Genomic DNA, 21653 nt, shown 5'->3' with positions numbered 1-21653 from the left:
ACGGCGATGCCGGCCACGCCTTCGAGGCGTGGCCGGCATCGTGGTTCGTGCGGGGGGCGGGTGCTGCGATCAGGCGCCGGGCAGCGTGACCGGCTCGATGTCGAGGGAGGCGAGCAGGTCGCGCACCCGCCGCTCGATCTCGTCGCGGATCGGCCGGACGGCGTCGAGGCCCTGGCCGGCGGGGTCGTCGAGCTCCCAGTCCTCGTACCGCTTGCCGGGGAAGATCGGGCAGGCGTCCCCGCAGCCCATGGTGATGACGACGTCGGAGGCCTGGACGGCGTCCGTGGTGAGGACCTTCGGCTGCTCGGTGGTGAGGTCGATGCCGACCTCGGCCATCGCCTCCACCGCGGCGGGGTTGATGCGGTCGGCGGGCATCGAGCCGGCCGAGCGGACCTCGGCGGCGCCGCCGGACAGGGCGCGCAGGAAGCCGGCGGCCATCTGGGAGCGGCCGGCGTTGTGGACGCAGACGAACAGGGCGGACGGCCGGGCGCCGGTGGGGGTGACGGGCATGGCCTCATATTGATCGATGTCGATACACGGCGCAAGGCCCCGACGGGTCCGCGCGGTCAGGACTTTGGTCAGGACTGTGGTCAGGACTGTGGTCAGGACTGCGGTTCGACCGGCCCGTCCTTGCCGGCGACCAGGTCGCCGCAGCTCGTCTCCTGCGCGGTGACGACCACCGGGTCGTCGGGCCTGGCGTCGCGCGCCACGGTCGTCACCTCGCCGTTCGCGGCGGTCGCGGCGCCGTCGTCCAGGTCGACGAAGGTGCGCGTCACGGTGAAGGAGTCGCCGTCGTCGGTGGCGGCCTCGAGCCCGGCGAGGTGCAGCACCCCGTCGACGTCGGTGCAGCCGACGCCCGTGCCGTAGCCCGTGAACCCCTTGTCGAACGTGTAGTCGTCCCCCGCGAGGTTCTGCGTCGCGGCGAGGTCGCACTCGGCGGCGGAGAACAGCTGGGTGCCGCGCCCGGTGTCGACCAGCGCGACGGGCGCGGTGCCGTCGCCCGCCGCGACGACGTTCACGACGGCGGACGCGCGCTGCGGGCTCGCCGACCCGAGCGCCACGGAGAACGTGGCCCCCGACGCCGTGGTGATGCCGAACCGGCGGTCGGCGCCGCCGGTGAGCCAGGCGGTGTCGGCCTCCCCGTCGCCGTCCACGTCCACCGACTCGTGCGTGTCCGCCCCGGCGGGCGTGCTGCCGTCGGTGGCGGGGCAGCCGGCCCCCGCCGGCCTGCCGGGGACGGCGGGGGAGGCGGTGGGCGAGCCGGGACCGGTCGCGCCTTGGGTCGACGTCGCGGCCGACGTCGCGGCGGACGTCGCGGTCGACGACGCGCCGGGCTCGCCACCGCCGTCACCCCCGGCGACCAGCCAGACGACCAGGGCGACGACCACGACCGCGCCGAGCACGACCAGCCGCCAGGTCCAGGGGTTGCGGGCGGGCGTTCCGGGTCCAGGGGAGTCGCTCATGTTCCCCAGGCAATCACCGTCGGGCGGGGTCGTGCATCCTCGCGCGCGGTGCCAGGGCGGTCACGACCGGCGGCGCAGCGCCGGGTCGCCCTCCCGTGCCTCGAGCGCGGCGATGAGCGTGCGGGCGTCGTGCGGGCCGCGGTGGCGGACGCCGTCGAGGAAGAACGTGGGCGTGCCGCGCGCGCCGGAGGCCAGGGCGCTCGCCTCGTCAGCACGGACGCGGGCGTGCAGGGACTCGTCGGCCATGTCCGCGTCGAACTGCTCGAGGTCGAGGCCGAGCTCCGCGGCGTGCTCGCGCAGGTCGTCGGGCTCCAGCCGGGACTGGTGCGCGAACAGGCGGTCGTGCATCTCCCAGAACCGGCCCTGCCGCTCGGCGGCCTCCGCGGCGACGGCGGCGAGGTAGGCGTGCGGGTGCACGTCCACCAGCGGCAGGTGCCGCACGACGTATCGGACCCGGTCGCCGAAGTGCGCGCGCAGCTCGGCGCCCATGCCGGTGGCGCGGGCGCAGAACGGGCACTCGAAGTCGAGGTACTCGACCACGGTGTGCGCGGCGTCGACGTCGCCCTTCGCGTGGTCGCGCGTGGCGTCGACGGCGGGGGTGAGCAGCACGGGGAGGTCCGCGCTCGCCTCGCCGTACCGCACGCGGGCCACGGTGAAGATCGCCCAGCCGAGCAACGCGGACAGCACCATCGCGATGAGGATGCCGACCGTGGCCGCCTGGCCGGCGGGCGTGCCGTCGAACGCGAGGTCGACCACGAGCAGCGACACCGTGAAGCCGATGCCCGAGAGCGCGGCGCCGCCCAGCACGCTGCCCGGACCGACGCCGTCGGGCAGGGTGCCGAGGCGGGCGCGCAGCGCGCCCCACGTGCCGAGGCTGATGCCCACGAGCTTGCCCACGACGAGGCCAGCCACCACGCCCCACGTGATCACCGAGCCGAGGGCCGCCCCCAGCGCGCCGCCGCGCAGATCGATCCCCGCGTTGGCGAGGGCGAACAGGGGCACGACGACGAGGGACACGGGGCCGCGCAGCACGTCGTGCAGGCGGTGGTTGACCGAGATGGAGCGGGCCAGCCCGGCGCGGGCGTTGCGCGCGACGGCCGCGCTGGGCGACTGCCAGTAGTCGCGGAACAGGCTCTTGGCCTGGAGGACGTCGTCACGCCGCGTCGCGACGGCGGGCACCAGCAGCCCGGCGAGCATGCCGGCGAGGGACGGGTGGACGCCGGCCTGGACGGTCGCGCCCCACAGCACGACGACGACGAGCACGTAGGGCGAGCTGCGCCACTCGCGCATCCGGCCCAGCAGCCACAGCGCGCCGAGCGCGAGGACCGCGACCAGCAGCGGCGCGAGGTGCACGTCCTCGGAGTAGACGACGCCGATGATGCCGACGGCGAGGAAGTCGTCCACCACCGACAGGGTGAGCAGGAAGACGCGCAGCTGGCTCGACATCGCCGGCCCGACGAGGGCGAGCGCCCCGAGCAGGAACGCCGTGTCCGTCCCGACGACGACGCCCCAGCCGTGCGGGTCGGACCGCCCGGCGACGGCGAGGAAGACCAGCGCGGGCACGACCACGCCGAGCGTGCCCGCCACGAGCGGCACGAGGCGCTGGCTGCGCTGGCGCAGCGAGCCGATCGCGAGCTCCTGGCGCACCTCGAGCCCGACCACGAAGAAGAACAGCACCATGAGGCCGTCGTTGACCCAGTGGTGCAGGTCGAGGTCGAAGCGCAGGTCGCCGATGTCGACGTTGACCGGCAGGGCCCACAGCTGCTCGTACGCGCCGGACAGCGGCGAGTTGGCCCACACCAGGGCCAGCAGGGTCACGGCCGCCAGCAGCAGCGCCGCGCCCGACTCGGTGCGCAGGCGTTCGGCCAGCGCGCGTGCCGCCATGCGTGTCTCCGTCCGTGAGGGGTGCCGGTCCGCGAGGAGCGTACGACGCTCCCTCCCCGCCGGCCGTGGGGGAACACCGACCCGGGCCGCCGGTGTTCCCGGGAATGTTCACGGGAATCCCGGGAATGATCGGCGCCCACCGCCGGTTGTGGACCACGGCAGCTGAGAATCGTTCTCAACGCGACAGGCACCAGGAGGTCCCGGATGGCATCCCGCACCGAGCTCCGCCCGATCATCACCCTCCGCTCCACGGCGGGGACGGGCTTCACGTACGTCACCCGCAAGAACCGGCGCAACGACCCGGACCGCGTCGTCCTGCGCAAGTACGACCCCACGGTCCGCCGCCACGTCGACTTCAGGGAGGCCCGCTGATGAAGAACGCCATCCACCCCACCTACGGCCCGGTCGTCTTCCGTGACACCAGCGCGGGCACCGCGTTCCTGACGCGCTCCACGCTGGCCGGGGACGCCGCGTCCGGCCCGGGCCGCCCCGCCCGCACGATCGAGTGGGAGGACGGCCGCACCTACCCTGTGGTCGACGTCGAGATCTCGAGCGCCAGCCACCCGTTCTGGACGGGTGCCGCGCGCGTGGTCGACACCGCCGGTCGCGTCGAGAAGTTCCGTCGGCGCTACGGCACGGGCGCGCGGTAGGCGCTGCGCCCGGCCCCCGAGCGGGCAGGACAGGACACGGCAAGGGCCCGTGGCGCAGGCGCGCCACGGGCCCTTCGTGTGTCGCTGGTCACCATGACGGTGTCTCTGATATGTTCCACCTATTAGATATACCTAAACGATGGAGCGGCTTTTCATGTACCAGGGTGGCCCCACGATGCTCGACGACCGCGTGCTGCAGGAGGTGACCGACCGCGTCGCCGACGCGTTCGACGCCCCGACAGCCGCCGTCTTCGCCGAGGCGATGCGCCGCACCCTGCGCGACGCCGTCGTCCTCGAGCCCGACGGCACGGCGTTCGTGCTCACCGGCGACATCCCCGCGATGTGGCTGCGCGACTGCGCCGCACAGGTCCGCCCGTACCTGGCGCTGCTGGACCTCGACCCCGGGCTCGGCGACGTCGTCGCCGCCCTCGTGCGGAGGCAGAGCGGCCAGATCCTGCACGACCCGTACGCCAACGCCTTCAACCGCACGCCCGACGGCGCCGGCCACCAGGCCGACCGCACGGCGATGACGCCCTGGGTCTGGGAGCGCAAGTACGAGGTCGACTCGCTCGCCTTTCCCCTCCAGCTCGCGCACCAGCTGTGGCTCGCCACAGGCCGCACGGACCACCTCGACGACACCTTCCGCCAGGCCGCCGAGCTCGTCATCACCACCCTCCGGACCGAGCAGGACCACGACGCACGGTCCACCTACCGGTTCGAGCGCGACGACTGCCCGCCCACCGACACGCTGGTCCGCGACGGCCACGGGTCGCCCGTCGGCGTCACCGGCATGACCTGGAGCGCGTTCCGGCCCAGCGACGACGCCTGCGTCTACCACTACAACGTGCCCGGCAACCTGTTCGCCGCCGCGTCCCTGCGCGACCTCGCCGACCTCGCCCGCGGGCCGCTCGACGACACCGGTCTCGCCGCCCGGGCCGAGGCGCTCGCGGCCGAGCTGGACGACGCGACCCGCCGCCACGGCGTCGTCGACCACCCCGAGCACGGGCGGATCTTCGCCTACGAGGTCGACGGCCTCGGCCACCGGCTGCTCATGGACGACTCGAACATGCCGAGCCTGCTCTCCCTGCCGCTGACCGGCGGCATCGACGTCGACGACCCGCTCTACGTCGCGACGCGGCGCTTCATCTTCAGCGACGACAACCCCACCTACGTGCGCGGCGCGACGGGCGACGGCCTCGGCAGCCCGCACACGCCGCCGCGCTACGTCTGGCCGATCTCCGCCGCGGTCCGGGGCCTGACCTCGACGGACCCGGCCGAGAAGCGCGCCCTCGTCGCGTCGATGCTCGCCGCCAACGCGGCGCGCGGGCGGATGAGCGAGTCGTACCACGTCGACCGTCCCGAGGAGTTCACCCGGGAGTGGTTCAGCTGGGCGGACTCGATGTTCTGCGAGCTCGTGCTCGACATCGTCGGCCACCGGGTCCCCGGCGCGGCGACGGACAGGCTCACGCGCACCGCATAGGAGCGGTCGCGCGGATCGGCAAAGGAGGCGGTCAGCATCATGACGGTCACGACAGCGGCGACGGCGCCGCTCGGGCGCGACGAGGCGGCACCACCGCCCGTCAAGCCCGAGCGCCGCCGCGCCTCACGGCAGTGGCGGATCCAGGAACGGTGGGGGTGGCTGTTCGTCGCCCTGCCGATGCTTCTCTTCGCGGTCTTCGTGCTCGTCCCGGCGGGCATGGCGCTCGTCATGAGCTTCACCAGCTACTCGGTCATCGGTGACTCGCAGTGGCTGGGCCTCGACAACTACCGGCGGCTCTTCCTCGACCCCTACTTCGCCATCGCGCTGCGGAACACGGCGTACTACACGCTGCTGTTCGTGCCGCTCGGCATCGTCGTCGCGCTCGCCACCGCGCTGCTGCTCAACCGGAACGTGCGCGTCGCGTCGTTGTTCCGCACGTTCTTCTACGTGCCGGTCGTGTCGTCGACGGTCGCGACCGCGACGATCTGGCTGTGGCTGCTCAACCCGCAGTTCGGCATGGTGAACGTCGCGCTCGGCTGGTTCGGCATCGACGGGCCCGCCTGGCTGTACGACTCGCACTGGGCGATGCCGGCCATCGTCATCATGAGCGTCTGGGCCGGGTTCGGCACCAACATGATGATCTACCTGGGCGGGCTGCAGGGCATCCCGCCACAGCTGTACGAGGCGGCCCGCATCGACGGCGCCGGCTGGTGGACGCAGCTGCGCTACATCGTCATGCCGAGCCTGTCGCGCACGACGTTCCTCGTCTCGACGCTGCTGGTCATCGGCGCGTTCCAGGTCTTCGACCAGGCCTACGTGCTCACCAAGGGCGGACCGGGCAACTCGACGATCACGCTCGTCTACTACATCTACACGCAGGGCTTCGGGAACCTCGAGATGGGGTACGCGTCCGCGATCTCCTTCGTGCTGTTCCTCATCATCGCCGTCTTCGCGGTGATCAACGCCCGCATCACGGGAAGGGACAACACGTGAGCGCGCAGACCGCATCCGGCCTGTCCGTCGCGGGCACCACTGCCGGAGCCCTCGCCGCCGGGACGTCCCGGCCCGCCCCGACCCACACCACGCGCAAGACGCCGGCACAGCGCGTCGCCGCGGTCGCCTGGTGGGTCGCCGTCGTCCTCGTGGCGATCCTCACCGTCTTCCCGCTGTTCTGGACCCTGGTCACGTCCCTCAAGCCCGCGGGCGACATCCTGTCGGGCGCGCTGGACCTTATCCCGCGGACCGTGACCCTCGAGAACTACGAGCGCGTGGTCACCGAGGTGCCGTTCGGCCGGTACTTCCTCAACTCGATGGTCCTCGCCGTCGGCGGCGTGGTGCTGAACCTGTTCTTCGGCTCCCTCGCCGGGTACGCGTTCGCCAAGCTGACGTTCCGGGGCCGCCGGGCGCTGTTCGTCACGCTGCTGGGGTCGCTGATGGTGCCCGGCATCGTCACCATGGTGCCGTCGTTCCTGGTGCTGCGCGCCATCCCGTTCGCCGGCGGCAACAACGTCATTGGCCAGGGCGGCGTCGGCCTCCTCAACACGTACTGGGCGATCATCCTGCCGGGGGCCGCGGGGGCGTTCGCCGTGTTCTTCATGCGGCAGTTCTTCTCGTCGATCCCGGACGAGCTGGGGGAGGCCGCGCGGATCGACGGCGCGTCCGAGTTCCGCATCTTCACCCAGGTGTACCTTCCGCTGGCGAAGGCGGGGGCGGCCGTGCTGGCGATCCTCACCTTCCAGGCCGGGTGGAACGCCTTCATGTGGCCGCTCATCGTGCTCAACGTCCAGGAGATGTGGACGGTCCAGGTGGGCCTCGCCTCGTTCGTCACGGACTACGCCACCGACTACGGCCCGCTCATGGCGGGCACCGTCCTCACCAGCCTGCCCGTGCTGCTCCTGTTCGTCTTCGCGCAGCGCTACATCATCGAGGGGGTCTCCCATGTCAACGCTCGTTAGCCGCCGCGCGGTGCTGCGGGCGCTCGGCCTGGGCGCCGGCGCCGCCGTCCTGTCCTCCTGCGCGGCGCCGAACCAGCCGCGGTACACCGCCGACGGGGCACGCCGCCTCACCATGTGGGGCAGCTGGTCCGGTGACCAGGCCGCGCAGATCCAGACCCAGCTCGACGCGTTCAACGCGGCCCAGTCCGACTTCGTGTTCCACTACGTGCCCCAGGGTGCGCTCGAGGAGAAGATGCTCACCGGCATCGCGTCGGGCAACGTGCCCGACCTCGTGCTGTGGGACCGGTGGCAGACCGCGAAGTACGGCCGCCGGGGCGCGCTGCAGCAGATCGACTCGTGGGCCGCGCGCGACGGCGTGGACCTCGGCGACTTCTACGCCGAGGCGGTGCGCGAGATGAGCGTGGAGGGGAAGGCGTTCGGCCTGCCCCTGATCGTCGACACGCGCGCGATCTTCTACAACAAGGCGCACCTCGACGACGCCGGCATCCGGCCGCCGACGACGTGGGCCGAGCTGGCCGACGCCGCGGAGGCCCTGACGGTCCGTGAGGGCGGGCGGCTGAAGCGGGCCGGGTTCGAGATCCAGGACGTGGGTCTGTTCTCGATGTGGCTCGGTCAGGCCGGCGGGCGGCTCCTCGACCCGACCGAGCGGTACACGGCGTTCGACTCCCCGCAGGGGCTGGAGGTCCTGGAGTTCTGGGACGACCTGCTGCACCGGCGCGGCGTCTACGAGCTGGGCTTCTCCGACGGCATCGACGCCTTCGCGCAGGGCATCGTGTCGATGAAGTACGACGGCCCCTGGAACCTGCCGACCTGGGACGCCGTCGACGGGCTCGAGTACGGCGTCGTGCCCGCGGTCGTCGGGCCGCACGGCGACTCGGGCGCCTCCATGGGCGGCTTCGGGCTCGTCGTCCCCACCGACGCCCCCTGCCCCGAGGGGGCGTGGGAGCTCATGAAGTGGTGGGCCGTGGACCAGGCGAACAGCCTCGCGTTCGCGAAGATCAGCAAGAACATCCCGGCGAACGTCGAGGCGTCCCAGCGCGCGGTGCACACCGTGGACGACCGCTTCGGCCCGTTGGTGAAGACCATCGAGGTCGCGAAGGTCCGCCCCCCGGTGCCCGGGTACTCGGACGTCGAGACGCTCGCCCTCATCCCCGCCCTGCAGGAGGTCATGTCCGGCACCCTGGGCGGCCCCGCCGCCCTCGCCGAGGCTGCCGCGCAGGGCGACCGCATCCTGGAGGCCAACCGATGACCACGACCGTCCCCGACACCGCGCCGCTGCAGACCTGGGCGGGGCGGGCCGACGTCGCGCAGCTCAGCGTCGACCTGCTCTACGGCGCCGCGGCCCCGCAGCTGCTCCACAACGCGCACCCGCGGCCGGACGACACCACCTTCAACTACTGGTGGCTGGCGCACGTCGTCGACTGCCGGCTCGACGCGTTCTCCCGCACCGGCGAGGTGGCGTGGCTGGACGCGGCGCGCGCGACGGCGGCGAACATCCGGGAGCGCAACGACGGCAGCCTGTTCAACGACTACTTCGACGACATGCTCTGGTACGCCCTCGCCCTGCTGCGGCTCGCCGAGGCGACCCCGGACGACGCCGAGCGGGCCGCCGTCGAGGCGGACGTCCTCGCGCTGTGGGAGCACGTCGTGGAGCACGGGTGGAACGACGTCCACGGCCCGTCGCTGTCGTGGCGCAAGCAGCAGCCCGACTACAAGAACACGCCGGCCAACGGGCCGCTCGCGATCCTCGGCGCGCGGCTGACGCGGCGCACCGGGGACGAGGCGTACCTCGACCGCGCGCTGACCACGGTCGCGTGGCTGGAGGAGCACCTGGTCGGCCCCGACGGCTTCGTCGAGGACGGGATGGGGCGCGAGGGCGGGACGGACGTCGACACGCACTGGCGCTTCACCTACAACCAGGGCCTGTACATCGGGGCCTGCGTCGAGCTGTTCAGGTCCACCGGGGACAGCGGCTGGCTGGACCGTGCCGAGCGCACGGCCGTGACGTCGGTGCGCGAGCTCGCCACGGGCGGCGTCTTCCGGCGGGAGGGGGAGCTCGTCGACGACGACGTGCCCGACACGGCGGGCGGCGACGTCGGCCTGTTCAAGGGGGTCTGGTACCGGTACGCGGCGGAGCTGCTCGACGAGCGCGCCGTCCCCGAGGTGGAGGACCTCCTCCGGTCGAGCACCGACGCCCTGTGGGCGCACGGCGTCGTGCCGTTCGACGCCGTGCCCCCCGCGGACGGCGCCCCGGCCGCCGCCGTCGAGAGCCTGCGGGGCGCCGGCGTGGTGCTGCGCGCCGGTGACGACTGGGCCTGCGCCGCCCCGACCCAGGTGGGGTACTCGACGCTGCTGAGCGCGGTCATGGCGCTCGAGGTGCGTGCCCGCCGCGACTGACGGGCCGGTCCGGCTAGGAGCTCGCCGAGCGGGGCGCGGGGGCGGTGGAACCGCCGTCCATGATCCGCACGGGCACGGTGTCCTGTGCGACGTCGCCCCGCTCGGCGAGCTGCCGCTCGACCAGCTCGAAGGCGCGCGCCCCGATCGCGTCCTGGTCCTGCTGCACGTGGGTGAGGGGGATCGCCGCGTCCACGTACTCCGGCGGCGCGTCGAAGCAGATCACGGAGAGGTCGCCCGGCACCGACCGGCCCAGCCGCTGCGCGGCCTGGAGCACGAGGCGCGCCGAGTGGTACTCGGTCACGACGCACGCGGTCAGGTCGGGGTGCGTGCCGAGGAACTCGACCAGGCCCTCGACGTCCTCCTCGGGCGTGACCGAGGAGCCCGGCACCACGGAGCGGACCCCGGAGTACACCTGCGTCTCCTCGAGGCGCACCTGGTGGGCGGCGTGAGCCGCCACCACCCCGCGCTTCCGCTCGTCGAGGGTCGACACGGCGTTGGGGGACTGGACGAGCGCGATCCGCGTGTGGCCGAGACCGAACAGGTACTCCGCCGCCAGCCGGCCGCCGGTGACGTTGTCGGAGGTCACGGTGCTGACGGGCACGCCCGTCAGGGTCCGGTCGACGATGACGAGGGGGAACCCGCGCCCGACGAGCGCGGCGACGCTCTGGGGGATGGCCTGCGAGGACGTGGGCAGCAGCACCAGCCCGTCGATGCCGCGGTCCAGCTGCTCCTCGATGAGGCGCTCCTCGAGGTCGGAGTCGCCGCGGGACATCGCCACCACGACGTGCGCGCGCTCCCGGGAGGCCTCCAGCAGCCCGCCGAGCAGGTGCGACCCGAACGCGTCGTCGAACCCCGGCACGACGTAGCCCACCAGCGGCAGGCGGCCGGCCTCGTCCTGGGGCGGGCCCGCAGGGGTCGTGGAGACGACGATCGTCCCGATGCGGGGGCGTCGCGTCACGAAGCCCTCGTCGCGCAGCATGTCGAGCGCACGCTTGATGGTGATGGCGCTGACCGAGAACTCCTCGACGAGCTCCGCCTGCGTCGGCAGCCGGTCGCCGACGGCGAGCCCGCCGCCGACGATGCGTGCCCGCAGCGCCTCGTGCACCTGGGCGTACAGCGCGTCCGTCAAGCCAGCTCCCGTCCTCGGACCGCATGAACAGTCGAATGAATATGATCTCTGATCCTGGGTCCATTGTGGGGCCTCGCGCGGCCCGGAGGCCCGATCCCGACGGCGGGCCAGGCCCGCAAGGAGGCGTGCAGATGCGCATCGAACGACTCGTGGCCGAGTACGGCGCACCGCAGGTGGGGATCGGCACCGCCGCCCCCCGCCTGTCGTGGACGAGGACCGGCGGCGGCGGGGTGCAGCACGGGTACGAGGTGCGGCTGCGCACCGCCGACGGCGCGACCGAGGTGGGGCACGCCACGGGCCCTGACCAGGTGCTGGTGCCCTGGCCGTTCCGCGACCTGCGCTCGCGGGAGCGGGTCCGCGTCGAGGTCCGCGCCCAGACCGACGTCGGGTGGACGCCGTGGAGCGACGCCCTCGAGCTCGAGGCGGGCCTGCTCGCGCCGGAGGACGTCGAGGCGCGGTTCGTGAGCCCGCGCGACGTCGGCGGGCTGGACGGCGGGGCCGTGGTGCTGGCCCGCGACCTGGAGCTGGCGGGCCCGGTGGCGTCCGCGCGGCTGTACGTCACGGCGCACGGCGTCTACGACGCGTGGATCGGCGGGCGGCGCGTGGGCGACCACCTGCTCGACCCGGGATGGACCGCGTACGACGCACGCCTGCGCTACCAGACCTACGACGTCACCGAGCACCTGCGTGCGCCGGGCGCGCACCGCCTCGCCGTCGGTCTGGGGAACGGGTGGTACCGCGGACAGCTGACGTGGACCCACCAGCGCGACTCCTACGGGGACCGGCTCGCGCTCCTGGCCCAGCTCGAGATCACCTACGCGGACGGACGCCGCAAGACCGTGGTCACCGACGAGAGCTGGCGGGCCGGGACGACGGGCGTGCTCGCCGACGACCTGTACGACGGCCAGACGACGGACCTGCGGCGACCGCTCGCGCCCGACGCCGTCGCCGACGGCCCGGTCGACGTGCTCGACGCCGACACCGGGCGGCTGGTGGCCCCGACCGGGCCGCCCGTGCGCGAGGTCGCGACCGTCCCCGCGCGCGAGGTCCGCACCTCGCCCGCCGGGCGGCAGATCCTCGACTTCGGCCAGAACGTCGTCGGGTGGGTGCGTCTGCGCGTGACGGGGGAGCGAGGCGACACCGTGACCGTGCGGCACGCCGAGGTGCTCGAGGACGGCGAGCTGGGCGTGCGGCCCCTGCGCGCCGCCCGGGCGACGGACACCTACGTCCTCGCCGGGGGCGAGCAGGTGCTCGAACCCCGCTACACCTTCCACGGGTTCCGGTACGCAGAGGTCACGGGCGCCGACGTCGTCCCCGACGACGCGCACGCCGTGGTCGTCAGCTCCGACCTGCGCCGCACCGGATGGTTCGAGTGCTCCGCACCGGACGTGAACCGGCTGCACGAGAACGTCGTGTGGGGCATGCGCGGCAACTTCGTCGACGTCCCCACCGACTGCCCGCAGCGGGACGAACGGCTCGGATGGACCGGCGACATCCAGGTGTTCGCCCCCACCGCAGCCTTCCTGTTCGACGTGGGCGGCTTCCTCGGCTCCTGGCTGCAGGACCTCGCCGCGGAGCAGCAGGCCGACGGCGGCGTACCCTTCGTCGTGCCCGACGTCGTGCGCGAGCTCCGCGGCCCCGGCCCGGAAGACGGCCGACAGACCCCCGCCGCCGGCTGGGCGGACGCCGCCGTGCACGTGCCGTGGACGCTGTACCAGCGCTACGGCGACGTCGGCGTGCTGGAACGGCAGTACGGCTCCATGCGCGCCTGGGTCGAGAAGTCGCGGGCGCTGGCCGGCGACTCCCTCCTGTGGGACACCGGCTTCCAGTTCGGCGACTGGCTCGACCCCGACGCCCCGCCGCACGACTCCGCCGCAGCGAAGGCCGACCCCGCCGTCGTCGCCACCGCGTACCTGGCGCGCAGCGCCCACCTCCTGGCCCGCACCGCCCAGGTGCTGGGCCACGACGCCGACGCCCGGCGCTACGCGCAGCTGGCCGACGACGTCGCGCACGCGTTCCGCGACGCGTACGTGGACGCGGACGGCACCGTCCGCAGCGACTGCCAGACCGTGTACGCCCTCGCGCTCGTCTGGGACCTGCTCGGCACCGACGCGCAGCGCCGCGGCGCAGGCGAACGCCTGGCCCGGCTGGTCCGCGACGCGGGCCACCATGTCAGCACCGGGTTCCTCGGCACGCCCGTCGTCCTCGACGCGCTGTGCGCGGCCGGCCACCCCGATCTCGCGCACGAGATGCTCCTGACCCGCACCGTGCCCTCCTGGCTCTACCCCGTGAGCATGGGCGCCACCACGATCTGGGAACGCTGGGACTCGCTGCTGCCCGACGGGTCGATCAACCCCAGCGAGATGACCTCGTTCAACCACTACGCCTACGGCGCCGTCGCGGACTGGCTGCACCGCAGCGTCGCCGGGATCGCGCCCGCCGCACCCGGCTACCGCGAGATCCTGGTGCGCCCCCTGGTGACCGGGCACCTCACCAGCGCGTCGGCCCGGCTGGACAGCCCCTACGGCCCGGTCCGCGTCGCGTGGACGCTGTCCGGCGGAACCTTCGAGCTGGAGCTCGACGTGCCGCCCGGCACCACCGCGCACCTCGACCTGCCCCTGGACGGACCGGTCCGCACCGTCGGACCCGGAACCCATCACGTCACCGGCGACTGGGTGCGCCCGACCGTGCACCCGGCCGTGCAACCGACCGTGCGCCCGGCCGTACACCCGATGGAGCTCACACCACCCGTCGAGGGCCCTCCCAGCCCGAGATGATGACGTGGGCGGCATGATGCGTCGAGACCTGACCATGCCGCCCGGCCGCACCCCCGGCCGGTCCCTCCTCCGTCGTCCGTTCGCCGCCGGGGCGGGGGTCGTGGCGCTCGCGGGCACCCTCGCCGCGTGCGACGCGACCGCCTCCGCCGACGACGTGGGCGACTTCTTCGACACGAGCTCCGTGCACACCGTCTCCGTCGACTACGACGAGGACGACTACCAGCAGATGCTCGACACCTACGCCGACACCGGCGACAAGGACTGGATCAAGGCCACCGTCACCATCGACGGCGAGGAGTACGACGACGTCGGGCTGCGGCTCAAGGGCAACTCCAGCCTGCGCGGGCTCGGGGGCACGGGCACGACCGCTCAGCAGGACGCTCAGCAGGACGGGCAGCAGGGCGGCGGGCAGGCGCCCGGCGGCTTCGGCGAGGGCGACGGCTCGGCGTCGGCGGACGACCCGGCGGGCCTGCCGTGGCTGATCCGCCTGGACAAGTACGTCGACGGCCAGGAGCACGACGGCCGCGCCTCCTTCGTGGTGCGCGGCAACACCACGGAGTCGTCGCTCAACGAGGCGGTGGCGCTCAAGGTGCTGGAGCTGGCCGACGTGCCGTCGGAGCAGGCCACCTACGCGCGGTTCAGCGTGAACGGCAGCGACGAGGCGCTGCGCCTCGTGATCGACCTGCCGGACGACGACCTGTGGAACGAGGACACGTACCCGGACGGCGGGATCACGTACAAGGCGGACGCGGACGGCGACTGGTCGGTGCGTGACACCCTCGCGGACTACGCCGAGGCGTTCGAGGCGAAGTACGACAGCGAGGGCTCGACCGACGACGACGCGGCGTACGCACCGCTCGCGGAGTTCCTGGAGTTCGTGAACGACTCGTCCGACGCCGAGTTCGCCGCGAAGCTGGGCGACCACCTCGACGTCGACTCCTTCGCCCGGTACCTCGCCGTGCAGGACCTGGTGGCGAACTCCGACGACATCGACGGCCCCGGCAACAACTCCTACCTGCACTACGACCCGGACACCGGCCTCATGGAGGTCGTCGCGTGGGACCAGAACCTCTCCTACGGCGGCCTCGGCGGCGGCATGGGCGGGGCGGGCGGTCGTCCCGGCGGGCAGGGTGGTCAGGCCGGTCAGGACGGTGCGCGCCCCTCGGGCGCCCCGGACGGGATGCAGCCGCCGGACGGCGCGGACCTTCCGGACGGCGCAGACCTGCCGGACGGCGGGCAGGGCGGCCCCGCTGGCGGCGGGGGCGGCGGGTTCGGCGGCGGGTTCGGTGGCACGGAGAACCCGCTGGTCACGCGGTTCCTGGCGAACGACGACCTCAAGGCGGCCTACGAGTCCGCCGTGGAGGACCTCACGGCGTCGATCTACGACAGCGGCGACGCGCAGGACTACCTCGACTCGCTGACCGCGACGCTGTCCGACGACGCCTCCGACCTCGTCGACGCGGACACGCTGCAGACGGAGTCGCAGGCGGTCTCCGACCTGCTCACCGCCGACGCCGTGCAGAGCAGCCAGGGCAGCCAGGGCAGCCAGCGCGGCGCGGGCCGGGACGACGAGGAGGACGACGAGGCGGCCGCGGCGTCCTGACGAGCGGCCGGCTACAGCGCGGGCATCGCCCGCCCGGGGATCAGCAGCTCGTCCACGAAGCACCAGCCCCAGTACTCGCCCGGCTCGACCGACCGCATCACCGGGTGCGCGGTGGTGTGGAAGTGGGCCGTCGCGTGCTTGGCGGGCGACGAGTCGCAGCACCCGACGTGCCCGCACTGCACGCACGCGCGCAGGTGCACCCACGTGCCGCCGTCGGCCACGCACTCGGGGCACTCGCCGGTCGTCTCGGGAGGGACGGGGACGATCTGGTCCAGGTGCTCGCAGGTGCTGGTGGTGGTGCTGGTCATGTCGCGGTCCTCGTCGTCGGCGGGCGCACGCCGGGCATCGTCGGTGCTGACTTGATCCTCAAACCGCCCGTTTGAGGATCAAGTCAGCACGCAGGATGCGACGCGCGGGGCACCGACCAGGGTGCGTCGTACGGGCGCCGCGGGCAAGGGCTCCGGGGTGGCGCGGTGCGTCGAGGGCGGGGCGCCGCTACCGTGTCGCCATGCCCGCAGGTTCCCCGTCCCCGAGCGAGGCGAAGGCGAGCCCCGAGCGCACCGCGGTGATCGTGGAGGACGACCCGGACGTCCGGGACCTTCTGGACGCGGTGCTGACCCAGGCCGGCTTTGCGACGTCGACCGCCGCCTCCGGGCTGGAGGGCGTCGAGCTGGTGCGGCGCACCGACCCGCTCGTGACGACGCTCGACGTGGGCCTGCCCGACATCGACGGGTTCGAGGTGTGCCGGCGCATCCGGGCGGTGTCGGACACGTACGTCGTGATGCTCACGGCGCGCGCGGACGAGATCGACGCTCTGATGGGCCTCGACGCCGGCGCCGACGACTACCAGACCAAGCCGTTCCGGCCTCGCGAGCTGCGAGCGCGCATCGAGGCGATGCTCCGCCGTCCGCGGCGCACCGTGCCGGTGCCGTCCGAGCCCGCCGGCCAGGCGCCGTCGGCCACCACGGGAGCGCCGTCGGGGCCGGCCGCCGTCGCGCACGAGATCGTCGTCGACGGTCTCGTGGTCGACGTGGCGGGCCGCACCGTGGTCGTGGAGGGCACGGAGGTGCACCTCACGCGCAGCGAGTTCGACCTGCTCGCCGCCCTGGGTGGCGCGCCGGGCCGCGTGCTGTCTAAGGACGCGCTGGTGCGCGTCCTGTGGGGCGACGAGTACGACACCGGCACCCGGGTGGCCGACCCGGACCGGCGCAGCGTCGAGGTGCACATGGCCAACCTGCGCCGCAAGCTCGGGGACGACCCGGCGGCCCCCCGCTGGATCCGGACGGTGCGCGGCGTCGGCTACCGGTTCGACCAGCCTTCCTGAGCGATCAGCCCGGCGATCACGACGGCGCCCGCGTCCGCCGCCGCGGCGACCGCCTCGAGGTGGTCCCAGCCCGCGTCCACACCCCCGGAGCCCAGCGCCTCCAGGGCCTGGGTGGCGGCCGTCGCGAGGTCGGCCACGCCGAGCATCGTCGCCGTGCTGCGCAACGTGAGCAGCAGGTCGTGCGCGGCGTCGAGGTTGCGGTCGCGCAGGGCGTCGCCCAGGGCGGCCGTCCGGCCCGGGAGGAGCCGGATCCACGACGTCGCGAACCCCACGAGGGCCGCGCGGTCCCCGTGCAGGTCGGCGGCGAGCTGCTCCCAGGCGTCCTCAGGACACCACAGCTCGTCCGGCGGGGTGGTCATGGGCGCTCCGGGGCTGGTCGGGTGTACCGGCACCACCGATCATGCGGACCCCGCCTCGGGTTGACCTGCGGTTCGGCTCAAGATCGGATCAAGATGTGTGCTCGGCGCCTCCGCGCCGGGACGTCGTGCGCCCCCTACCCTGGGCCGCATGCCCGACACCCCCCTCGACCGTCCGGTCGTCCTGCTCGTCGCGGACGCGCACGCCGCGCAGGTGGAGCAGGAGTTCCGTGCCCGCTACGACCGTGACTACCGGATCGAGCTGGTGGGGTCGGCCGACGCCGCGCTGGACCGGCTGCGTGAGCTGGTGGCAGGACGCGTGCCGGTCGCGATGATCGCTGCGGAGCGCCGGCTGCCGGACTCGACGGGCGTCGAGCTGCTGCACCAGGTCCCCGCGGTGGTGTCCACCGCGCGGCGCGTGGCGCTGATCTCGGGCGACGAGTACGCGGACGCCCTCGACGAGATGCGCGCGGCCCTGCTGCGCCGCGACATGGACACGTTCGTCGGCATCCCGCGGGGGGCGCGCGACGAGGAGTTCCACACGGCGCTCGTGGAGCTGCTGTCGGAGTGGGGCTGGTCCGTGGCCCGCCCCACCGTGACGTCCACCGAGATCGTCGCCGCCCCGGGGGACCGGGAGGCGGCCGCGATCCGTGACCTGCTGGAGCGGCTCGGCGTCCCGAACCGGGTCATCGCGCCGGACGACGCGGACGCGCGCGCGATCCTCGCGGAGGCGGACCCCGACGCGGCGCTGCCGGTGGTGCGCACGTTCGCCGGCCGCGTGGTGTCGGGCGCGACGCCGGCCGCCGTCGCCGAGACGATGTACGGCGGCTACGACTCCATCCCGCCCGGGGAGATCGCCGACGTCGCCGTGGTCGGCGCGGGCCCCGCGGGCCTCGCTGCCGCGGTGTACGCGGCGTCCGAGGGCCTGTCGACCGTGGTGCTGGAGCGCGACGCCATCGGCGGTCAGGCGGGGTCGAGCTCGATGATCCGGAACTACCTGGGCTTCCCGCGCGGGATCTCCGGGATGCGGCTGGCGCAGCGGTCGCGCGTGCAGGCCGGCCGGTTCGGGGCGCGCTTCTACACCGGTCGCGCGGCGGCGCGGATCGAGCCGGGCCCCGCGGGCGAGCCCGAGCACCACCACGTGCACGTGGACGGCGCGCAGCTGTGCGCGCGCACGGTGGTGCTCGCGACGGGGGTCTCGTACCGGCGGCTCGGCGTGCCCGGCCTCGACGACCTCGTGGGCGCGGGGGTCTACTACGGCGCCGCGAGCTCGATGGCGCGGGAGATGGCGGACCGGGACGTGGTCGTGGTGGGCGGCGGCAACTCGGCGGGCCAGGCGGCCGTGCACCTGGCGAAGTTCGCCGGGTCGGTGACGATCCTCGTGCGCCGCGGCAGCCTCGCCGAGACGATGTCGGACTACCTGGTGCGGGAGATTGCGGCGACGCCGACCATCGCGGTGCGGCCGCGGACCGTCGTCACGGACGGCGGGGGCGACGGGCGCCTGCAGTGGCTGATCACGGAGGACCTGGATACCGGCGAGCGCTCGAAGACGCACGCGGACGGCCTGTTCTGCCTGCTCGGTGCCGAGCCGGACTGCGGCTGGCTGCCCGACGGGCTCGCGCGCGACGACCACGGCTTCGTCCTCACCGGCCGGGACGTGCCGCAGGAGGACTGGGCCGACGGCCGTCCGCCGGCCAGCCTGGAGACCACCCTGCGCGGCGTCTTCGCCGTCGGCGACGTGCGCGCCGGCTCCATGAAGCGCGTCGCGTCCGCCAGCGGCGAGGGCGCCTCCGTGCTGCCGCTGGTGCACTCCCACCTCGCCTGGCTGCGGGCCCAGGAGTTCGGCGCCTGACGCGCGCGACCGGGGCAACGCGAGTGGAATGGGCAGCATGGACCAGGCCCAGGACGTCATCGCGGAGCCGACGCCGTGGGCCTCGCCCCCGCAGGAGGTGCTCGCCGCGCTGCGGGCCGACGACGGCGGGCTGACCGCCGCCGACGCCGCGGCGCGCCTCGCGGAGGTGGGGCCCAACCGGCTGCCCCCGCCGCAGAAGGACCCGCTGTGGAAGCGGATCCTGGTGCACTTCGACGACGTGCTCATCTACATCCTGCTCGTCGCCGCGGTGCTCAAGGCGATCCTCGGCGACTGGGTCGACTTCACCGTGATCCTGCTGGTCGCGGTGGTCAACGCGGCGATCGGCTTCATCCAGGAGGGGCGCGCCGAGAGCGCGCTCGACGGCATCCGCCAGATGCTGTCCGTCCATGCCGAGGCGCGCCGGGACGGCGCGTGGGCCAAGGTCGACGCCGACGACGTCGTGCCCGGCGACGTGGTGCGGGTGCGCTCCGGGGACCGCGTCCCCGCCGACGTCCGCCTGCTGGAGGCGGTCAACCTGCGCGTCGAGGAGTCGGCGCTCACGGGCGAGTCCGTCGCGGCGAGCAAACGCGTCGACGCCGTCGCCCCGGACGCCGGGGTGGGGGACCGCACCAGCATGCTGTTCTCCGGCACCCTCGTGGCCGCCGGGCAGGGCGTCGGGGTGGTGACGGCCACCGCCGAGCGCACCGAGATCGGGCGCATCCAGACGATGATCTCCGAGGTCACGAGCCTGGAGACGCCGCTCACCCGGCAGCTCGACCGGTTCGGCAAGCTGCTCGCGGGCCTCATCCTCGCGATGGCCGTCGTCATGGTCGTCATCGGCCGGGTGGTGCACGACTTCTCCGTGCCGGAGCTGGTGTCCGCGTCGATCGGCTTCGCCGTGGCCGCGGTGCCGGAAGGTCTGCCTGCACTGGTGACGATCACCCTGGCGCTCGGCGTGCAGCAGATGGCGCGCCGCCGTGCCATCACGCGCAAGCTGCCCGCCGTCGAGACGCTCGGCTCGGTCACCACCATCTGCTCGGACAAGACGGGCACGCTCACGAAGAACGAGATGACGGCCCGCACCGTGCGTACCGCGGGCCGCACCTACGACGTCGAGGGCGCGGGATACGCCCCGGCCGGCGAGATCACCCTCGGTGAGGGGGCGTCGAGCCGGCACGCGGACCTGGCCGACGACGGCGACCTCGCCGCCGTCGTCGCGGCCATGATGCTGTGCAACGACGCCCGCGTGGTGCCCGGTGACGCGGACGGCGACGCCGGCTGGCGGCTCGTCGGCGAGCCGACCGAGGGCGCCCTGCGCAGCCTCGGGATGAAGGCAGGCTTCGACACGCAGGGCTGGCGGCGCCTGGCCGTCGTGCCGTTCGAGTCCGAGACCAAGTACATGGCCACGCTGGACCAGGCCCCCGACGGCGCGCTGCTCGTGCACGTCAAGGGCGCACCGGACCGGGTGCTCGACCGCTGCACCACGCAGACGGCGGTGGACGGGTCCGCGCAGCCGCTCGACCGCGCGTTCTGGGAGGCGCAGATCGACGAGATCGGCGGCCGCGGCCTGCGGGTGCTCGCCGCCGCCCGCGCACGCCGCGCCGCCGGCACGGCCACGCTGACGTCGTCCGACGTGGAGACCGGCCTGGAGCTGTGCGGCCTGGTCGGCATCGTCGACCCGCCGCGCCCCGAGGCGATCGACGCCATCGCCGAGTGCCGCGCCGCAGGGGTGCGGGTCACGATGATCACGGGCGACCACGCCGGGACGGCCGTCGCGATCGGCCGCGAGATGGGGATCGTCGACCCCCCGGGCGCCGACGGCGCGGCCGCGCCGGTCCTCACCGGCGCCGAGCTGGAGGCGATGAGCAAGGACGAGCTGCGCGCCGTCGTGCGGGACGTCTCCGTGTACGCACGCACCAGCCCCGAGCACAAGATCCGCATCGTGTCGGCGCTGCAGTCGCACGGCGAGGTGGTCGCGATGACGGGCGACGGCGTCAACGACGCGCCCGCGCTCACGCAGGCCGACGTCGGCGTCGCCATGGGCATCAAGGGCACCGAGGCGACCAAGGAGGCCGCCGAGGTGGTGCTCGCCGACGACAACTTCGCCACCATCGAGCGCGCCGTGGAAGAGGGGCGCCGGATCTACGACAACATCCGCAAGTCGGTGCTGTTCCTGCTGCCCACCAACGGGGCGCAGTCCCTGGTCATCCTCGTCGCCGTCCTGTTCGGCCTCGCGCTGCCGCTCTCGCCCGTGCAGGTGCTGTGGGTCAACATGATCACCGCGGTCACCCTGTCTCTCGGCCTCGCGTACGAGAAGGCTGAGCCGGACATCATGTCCCGCCCGCCCCGCGACCCGAAGGCGTCCATCCTCGACGCCGCGTTCGTGCGCAGGATCCTCGTGGTCTCCCTGCTCATCGGCGGCGCCACGCTGCTCGTCTTCTACGCCGAGCGCGCCCAGGGCGGCACCCTGGCGCAGGCACAGACCTCCGCGGTCACGATGCTGGCGCTCGGCCAGCTCGCCTACCTCTTCAGCTGCCGGTTCCTGAACAGGTCGAGCCTCACCGTGGACGTCCTGCGCGGCAACCGCGTCGTGTGGATCTCGGCCGTCTCGCTGGTGGCTCTGCAGTGCGTGTTCGTCTACGCGCCCTTCATGCACACCTGGTTCGAGTCCGCCGCGATCGGCTGGGCGGAGTGGGGCAAGACCCTCGGCCTCGCGGTGGTGGTGTTCCTCCTCGTCGAGGTGGTGAAGGCGGTCGGGCGCGCGCGGTCGCGCCGGGTGTGAC

At 73.5% G+C, this 21653-nt stretch carries 18 protein-coding genes; 12 read left to right on the top strand and 6 right to left on the bottom strand.

Features of this window, described 5'->3' with window-relative positions; translation table 11 throughout:
- Positions 1 to 69 precede the first annotated feature (69 nt).
- The 3 genes from ACWGKI_RS00160 to nhaA all read right to left on the bottom strand — a co-directional run bounded on the left by ACWGKI_RS00160 (position 70) and on the right by nhaA (position 3347).
- Complete coding sequence (locus ACWGKI_RS00160) at positions 70 to 510, bottom strand: arsenate reductase ArsC (protein ID WP_452183695.1); 441 nt, start codon at positions 508 to 510, stop codon at positions 70 to 72.
- Positions 511 to 602: 92 nt separating this feature from the next.
- Positions 603 to 1463, bottom strand: a complete 861-nt coding sequence (locus ACWGKI_RS00155; RefSeq protein WP_452183693.1) for a hypothetical protein — start codon at positions 1461 to 1463, stop codon at positions 603 to 605.
- Between the two features lie 60 nt (positions 1464 to 1523).
- On the bottom strand, positions 1524 to 3347 hold the full coding sequence (nhaA, locus tag ACWGKI_RS00150) for a Na+/H+ antiporter NhaA (protein ID WP_452183691.1): 1824 nt from the start codon (positions 3345 to 3347) through the stop codon (positions 1524 to 1526).
- A gap of 204 nt (positions 3348 to 3551) precedes the next feature.
- On the opposite strand from nhaA, the gene rpmG reads away from it, so the two are divergent.
- The 7 genes from rpmG (at position 3552) to ACWGKI_RS00115 (ending at position 9829) form a co-directional block, all read left to right on the top strand.
- Positions 3552 to 3719: a 50S ribosomal protein L33 gene (rpmG, locus tag ACWGKI_RS00145; RefSeq protein ID WP_380245496.1), complete on the top strand. Its 168-nt coding sequence runs from the start codon at positions 3552 to 3554 to the stop codon at positions 3717 to 3719.
- Complete coding sequence (locus tag ACWGKI_RS00140; protein WP_452183688.1) at positions 3719 to 3997, top strand: type B 50S ribosomal protein L31; 279 nt, start codon at positions 3719 to 3721, stop codon at positions 3995 to 3997. Before rpmG ends, ACWGKI_RS00140 begins: the two co-directional genes overlap by 1 nt.
- Positions 3998 to 4136: 139 nt before the next feature.
- Positions 4137 to 5477, top strand: a complete 1341-nt coding sequence (locus ACWGKI_RS00135; protein WP_452183686.1) for a glycoside hydrolase family 125 protein — start codon at positions 4137 to 4139, stop codon at positions 5475 to 5477.
- 39 nt (positions 5478 to 5516) lie between these two features.
- Complete coding sequence (locus ACWGKI_RS00130; RefSeq protein ID WP_452183684.1) at positions 5517 to 6470, top strand: carbohydrate ABC transporter permease; 954 nt, start codon at positions 5517 to 5519, stop codon at positions 6468 to 6470.
- A complete protein-coding gene (locus tag ACWGKI_RS00125; RefSeq protein WP_452183682.1) occupies positions 6467 to 7432 on the top strand; it encodes a carbohydrate ABC transporter permease in 966 nt (321 codons plus the stop codon). The genes ACWGKI_RS00130 and ACWGKI_RS00125 overlap by 4 nt, the downstream gene beginning before the upstream one ends.
- Entirely contained in the window at positions 7416 to 8681 is a 1266-nt protein-coding gene (locus ACWGKI_RS00120) for an ABC transporter substrate-binding protein (protein ID WP_452183680.1), read from the top strand. The genes ACWGKI_RS00125 and ACWGKI_RS00120 overlap by 17 nt, the downstream gene beginning before the upstream one ends.
- Positions 8678 to 9829 (top strand): glycoside hydrolase family 76 protein, encoded by a 1152-nt coding sequence (locus ACWGKI_RS00115; protein ID WP_452183678.1) that lies wholly within the window; start codon positions 8678 to 8680, stop codon positions 9827 to 9829. The genes ACWGKI_RS00120 and ACWGKI_RS00115 overlap by 4 nt, the downstream gene beginning before the upstream one ends.
- A 13-nt stretch (positions 9830 to 9842) precedes the next feature.
- On the opposite strand, the gene ACWGKI_RS00110 is transcribed toward ACWGKI_RS00115, so the two are convergent.
- Positions 9843 to 10958: a GntR family transcriptional regulator gene (locus ACWGKI_RS00110; protein ID WP_380240515.1), complete on the bottom strand. Its 1116-nt coding sequence runs from the start codon at positions 10956 to 10958 to the stop codon at positions 9843 to 9845.
- A 131-nt stretch (positions 10959 to 11089) separates the two neighbouring features.
- Here ACWGKI_RS00110 and ACWGKI_RS00105 point away from each other — a divergent pair, with 131 nt between their 5' ends.
- Together ACWGKI_RS00105 and ACWGKI_RS00100 are read left to right on the top strand one after the other, a co-directional pair.
- Positions 11090 to 13735: a family 78 glycoside hydrolase catalytic domain gene (locus ACWGKI_RS00105; RefSeq protein WP_452183676.1), complete on the top strand. Its 2646-nt coding sequence runs from the start codon at positions 11090 to 11092 to the stop codon at positions 13733 to 13735.
- A gap of 13 nt (positions 13736 to 13748) precedes the next feature.
- A complete protein-coding gene (locus ACWGKI_RS00100; protein WP_452183674.1) occupies positions 13749 to 15338 on the top strand; it encodes a CotH kinase family protein in 1590 nt (529 codons plus the stop codon).
- Between the two features lie 11 nt (positions 15339 to 15349).
- Here the strand turns inward: ACWGKI_RS00100 and ACWGKI_RS00095 are convergent, their stop codons facing one another.
- Positions 15350 to 15646, bottom strand: coding sequence for a UBP-type zinc finger domain-containing protein (locus ACWGKI_RS00095; protein ID WP_380240509.1), 297 nt, complete (start codon positions 15644 to 15646; stop codon positions 15350 to 15352).
- Between the two features lie 200 nt (positions 15647 to 15846).
- Here ACWGKI_RS00095 and ACWGKI_RS00090 point away from each other — a divergent pair, with 200 nt between their 5' ends.
- Complete coding sequence (locus ACWGKI_RS00090) at positions 15847 to 16662, top strand: response regulator transcription factor (protein ID WP_452183672.1); 816 nt, start codon at positions 15847 to 15849, stop codon at positions 16660 to 16662.
- Here the strand turns inward: ACWGKI_RS00090 and ACWGKI_RS00085 are convergent.
- Positions 16638 to 17021, bottom strand: coding sequence for a hypothetical protein (locus ACWGKI_RS00085; protein WP_380240505.1), 384 nt, complete (start codon positions 17019 to 17021; stop codon positions 16638 to 16640). The two genes, ACWGKI_RS00090 and ACWGKI_RS00085, sit on opposite strands and share 25 nt — an antisense overlap.
- A gap of 148 nt (positions 17022 to 17169) precedes the next feature.
- Here ACWGKI_RS00085 and ACWGKI_RS00080 point away from each other — a divergent pair, with 148 nt between their 5' ends.
- Both ACWGKI_RS00080 and ACWGKI_RS00075 read left to right on the top strand, forming a co-directional pair.
- Positions 17170 to 18870 carry an FAD-dependent oxidoreductase gene (locus tag ACWGKI_RS00080; RefSeq protein WP_452183670.1) on the top strand — a complete coding sequence of 567 codons (1701 nt, stop codon included), beginning with the start codon at positions 17170 to 17172 and terminating at the stop codon, positions 18868 to 18870.
- 37 nt (positions 18871 to 18907) lie between these two features.
- On the top strand, positions 18908 to 21652 hold the full coding sequence (locus ACWGKI_RS00075) for a cation-translocating P-type ATPase (RefSeq protein ID WP_452183667.1): 2745 nt from the start codon (positions 18908 to 18910) through the stop codon (positions 21650 to 21652).
- Position 21653 lies beyond the last annotated feature (1 nt).

This window comes from Isoptericola sp. NPDC055881 (assembly GCF_053615895.1).
This window is presented reverse-complemented; position numbering and strand designations above follow the sequence as displayed.

Excerpts from the sequence above, each read along its gene's own strand:
- ACWGKI_RS00160 (WP_452183695.1), bottom strand. The coding sequence starts at position 510 with ATGCCCGTCACCCCCACCGGCGCCCGGCCGTCCGCCCTGTTCGTCTGC.
- rpmG (WP_380245496.1), top strand. The coding sequence starts at position 3,552 with ATGGCATCCCGCACCGAGCTCCGCCCGATCATCACCCTCCGCTCCACG.
- ACWGKI_RS00120 (WP_452183680.1), top strand. The coding sequence starts at position 7,416 with ATGTCAACGCTCGTTAGCCGCCGCGCGGTGCTGCGGGCGCTCGGCCTG.
- ACWGKI_RS00115 (WP_452183678.1), top strand. The coding sequence starts at position 8,678 with ATGACCACGACCGTCCCCGACACCGCGCCGCTGCAGACCTGGGCGGGG.
- ACWGKI_RS00100 (WP_452183674.1), top strand. The coding sequence starts at position 13,749 with ATGATGCGTCGAGACCTGACCATGCCGCCCGGCCGCACCCCCGGCCGG.
- ACWGKI_RS00095 (WP_380240509.1), bottom strand. The coding sequence starts at position 15,646 with ATGACCAGCACCACCACCAGCACCTGCGAGCACCTGGACCAGATCGTC.
- ACWGKI_RS00155 (WP_452183693.1), bottom strand. The coding sequence starts at position 1,463 with ATGAGCGACTCCCCTGGACCCGGAACGCCCGCCCGCAACCCCTGGACC.
- ACWGKI_RS00090 (WP_452183672.1), top strand. The coding sequence starts at position 15,847 with ATGCCCGCAGGTTCCCCGTCCCCGAGCGAGGCGAAGGCGAGCCCCGAG.
- ACWGKI_RS00140 (WP_452183688.1), top strand. The coding sequence starts at position 3,719 with ATGAAGAACGCCATCCACCCCACCTACGGCCCGGTCGTCTTCCGTGAC.
- nhaA (WP_452183691.1), bottom strand. The coding sequence starts at position 3,347 with ATGGCGGCACGCGCGCTGGCCGAACGCCTGCGCACCGAGTCGGGCGCG.
- ACWGKI_RS00135 (WP_452183686.1), top strand. The coding sequence starts at position 4,137 with ATGGAGCGGCTTTTCATGTACCAGGGTGGCCCCACGATGCTCGACGAC.
- ACWGKI_RS00080 (WP_452183670.1), top strand. The coding sequence starts at position 17,170 with ATGCCCGACACCCCCCTCGACCGTCCGGTCGTCCTGCTCGTCGCGGAC.
- ACWGKI_RS00085 (WP_380240505.1), bottom strand. The coding sequence starts at position 17,021 with ATGACCACCCCGCCGGACGAGCTGTGGTGTCCTGAGGACGCCTGGGAG.
- ACWGKI_RS00075 (WP_452183667.1), top strand. The coding sequence starts at position 18,908 with ATGGACCAGGCCCAGGACGTCATCGCGGAGCCGACGCCGTGGGCCTCG.
- ACWGKI_RS00130 (WP_452183684.1), top strand. The coding sequence starts at position 5,517 with ATGACGGTCACGACAGCGGCGACGGCGCCGCTCGGGCGCGACGAGGCG.
- ACWGKI_RS00105 (WP_452183676.1), top strand. The coding sequence starts at position 11,090 with ATGCGCATCGAACGACTCGTGGCCGAGTACGGCGCACCGCAGGTGGGG.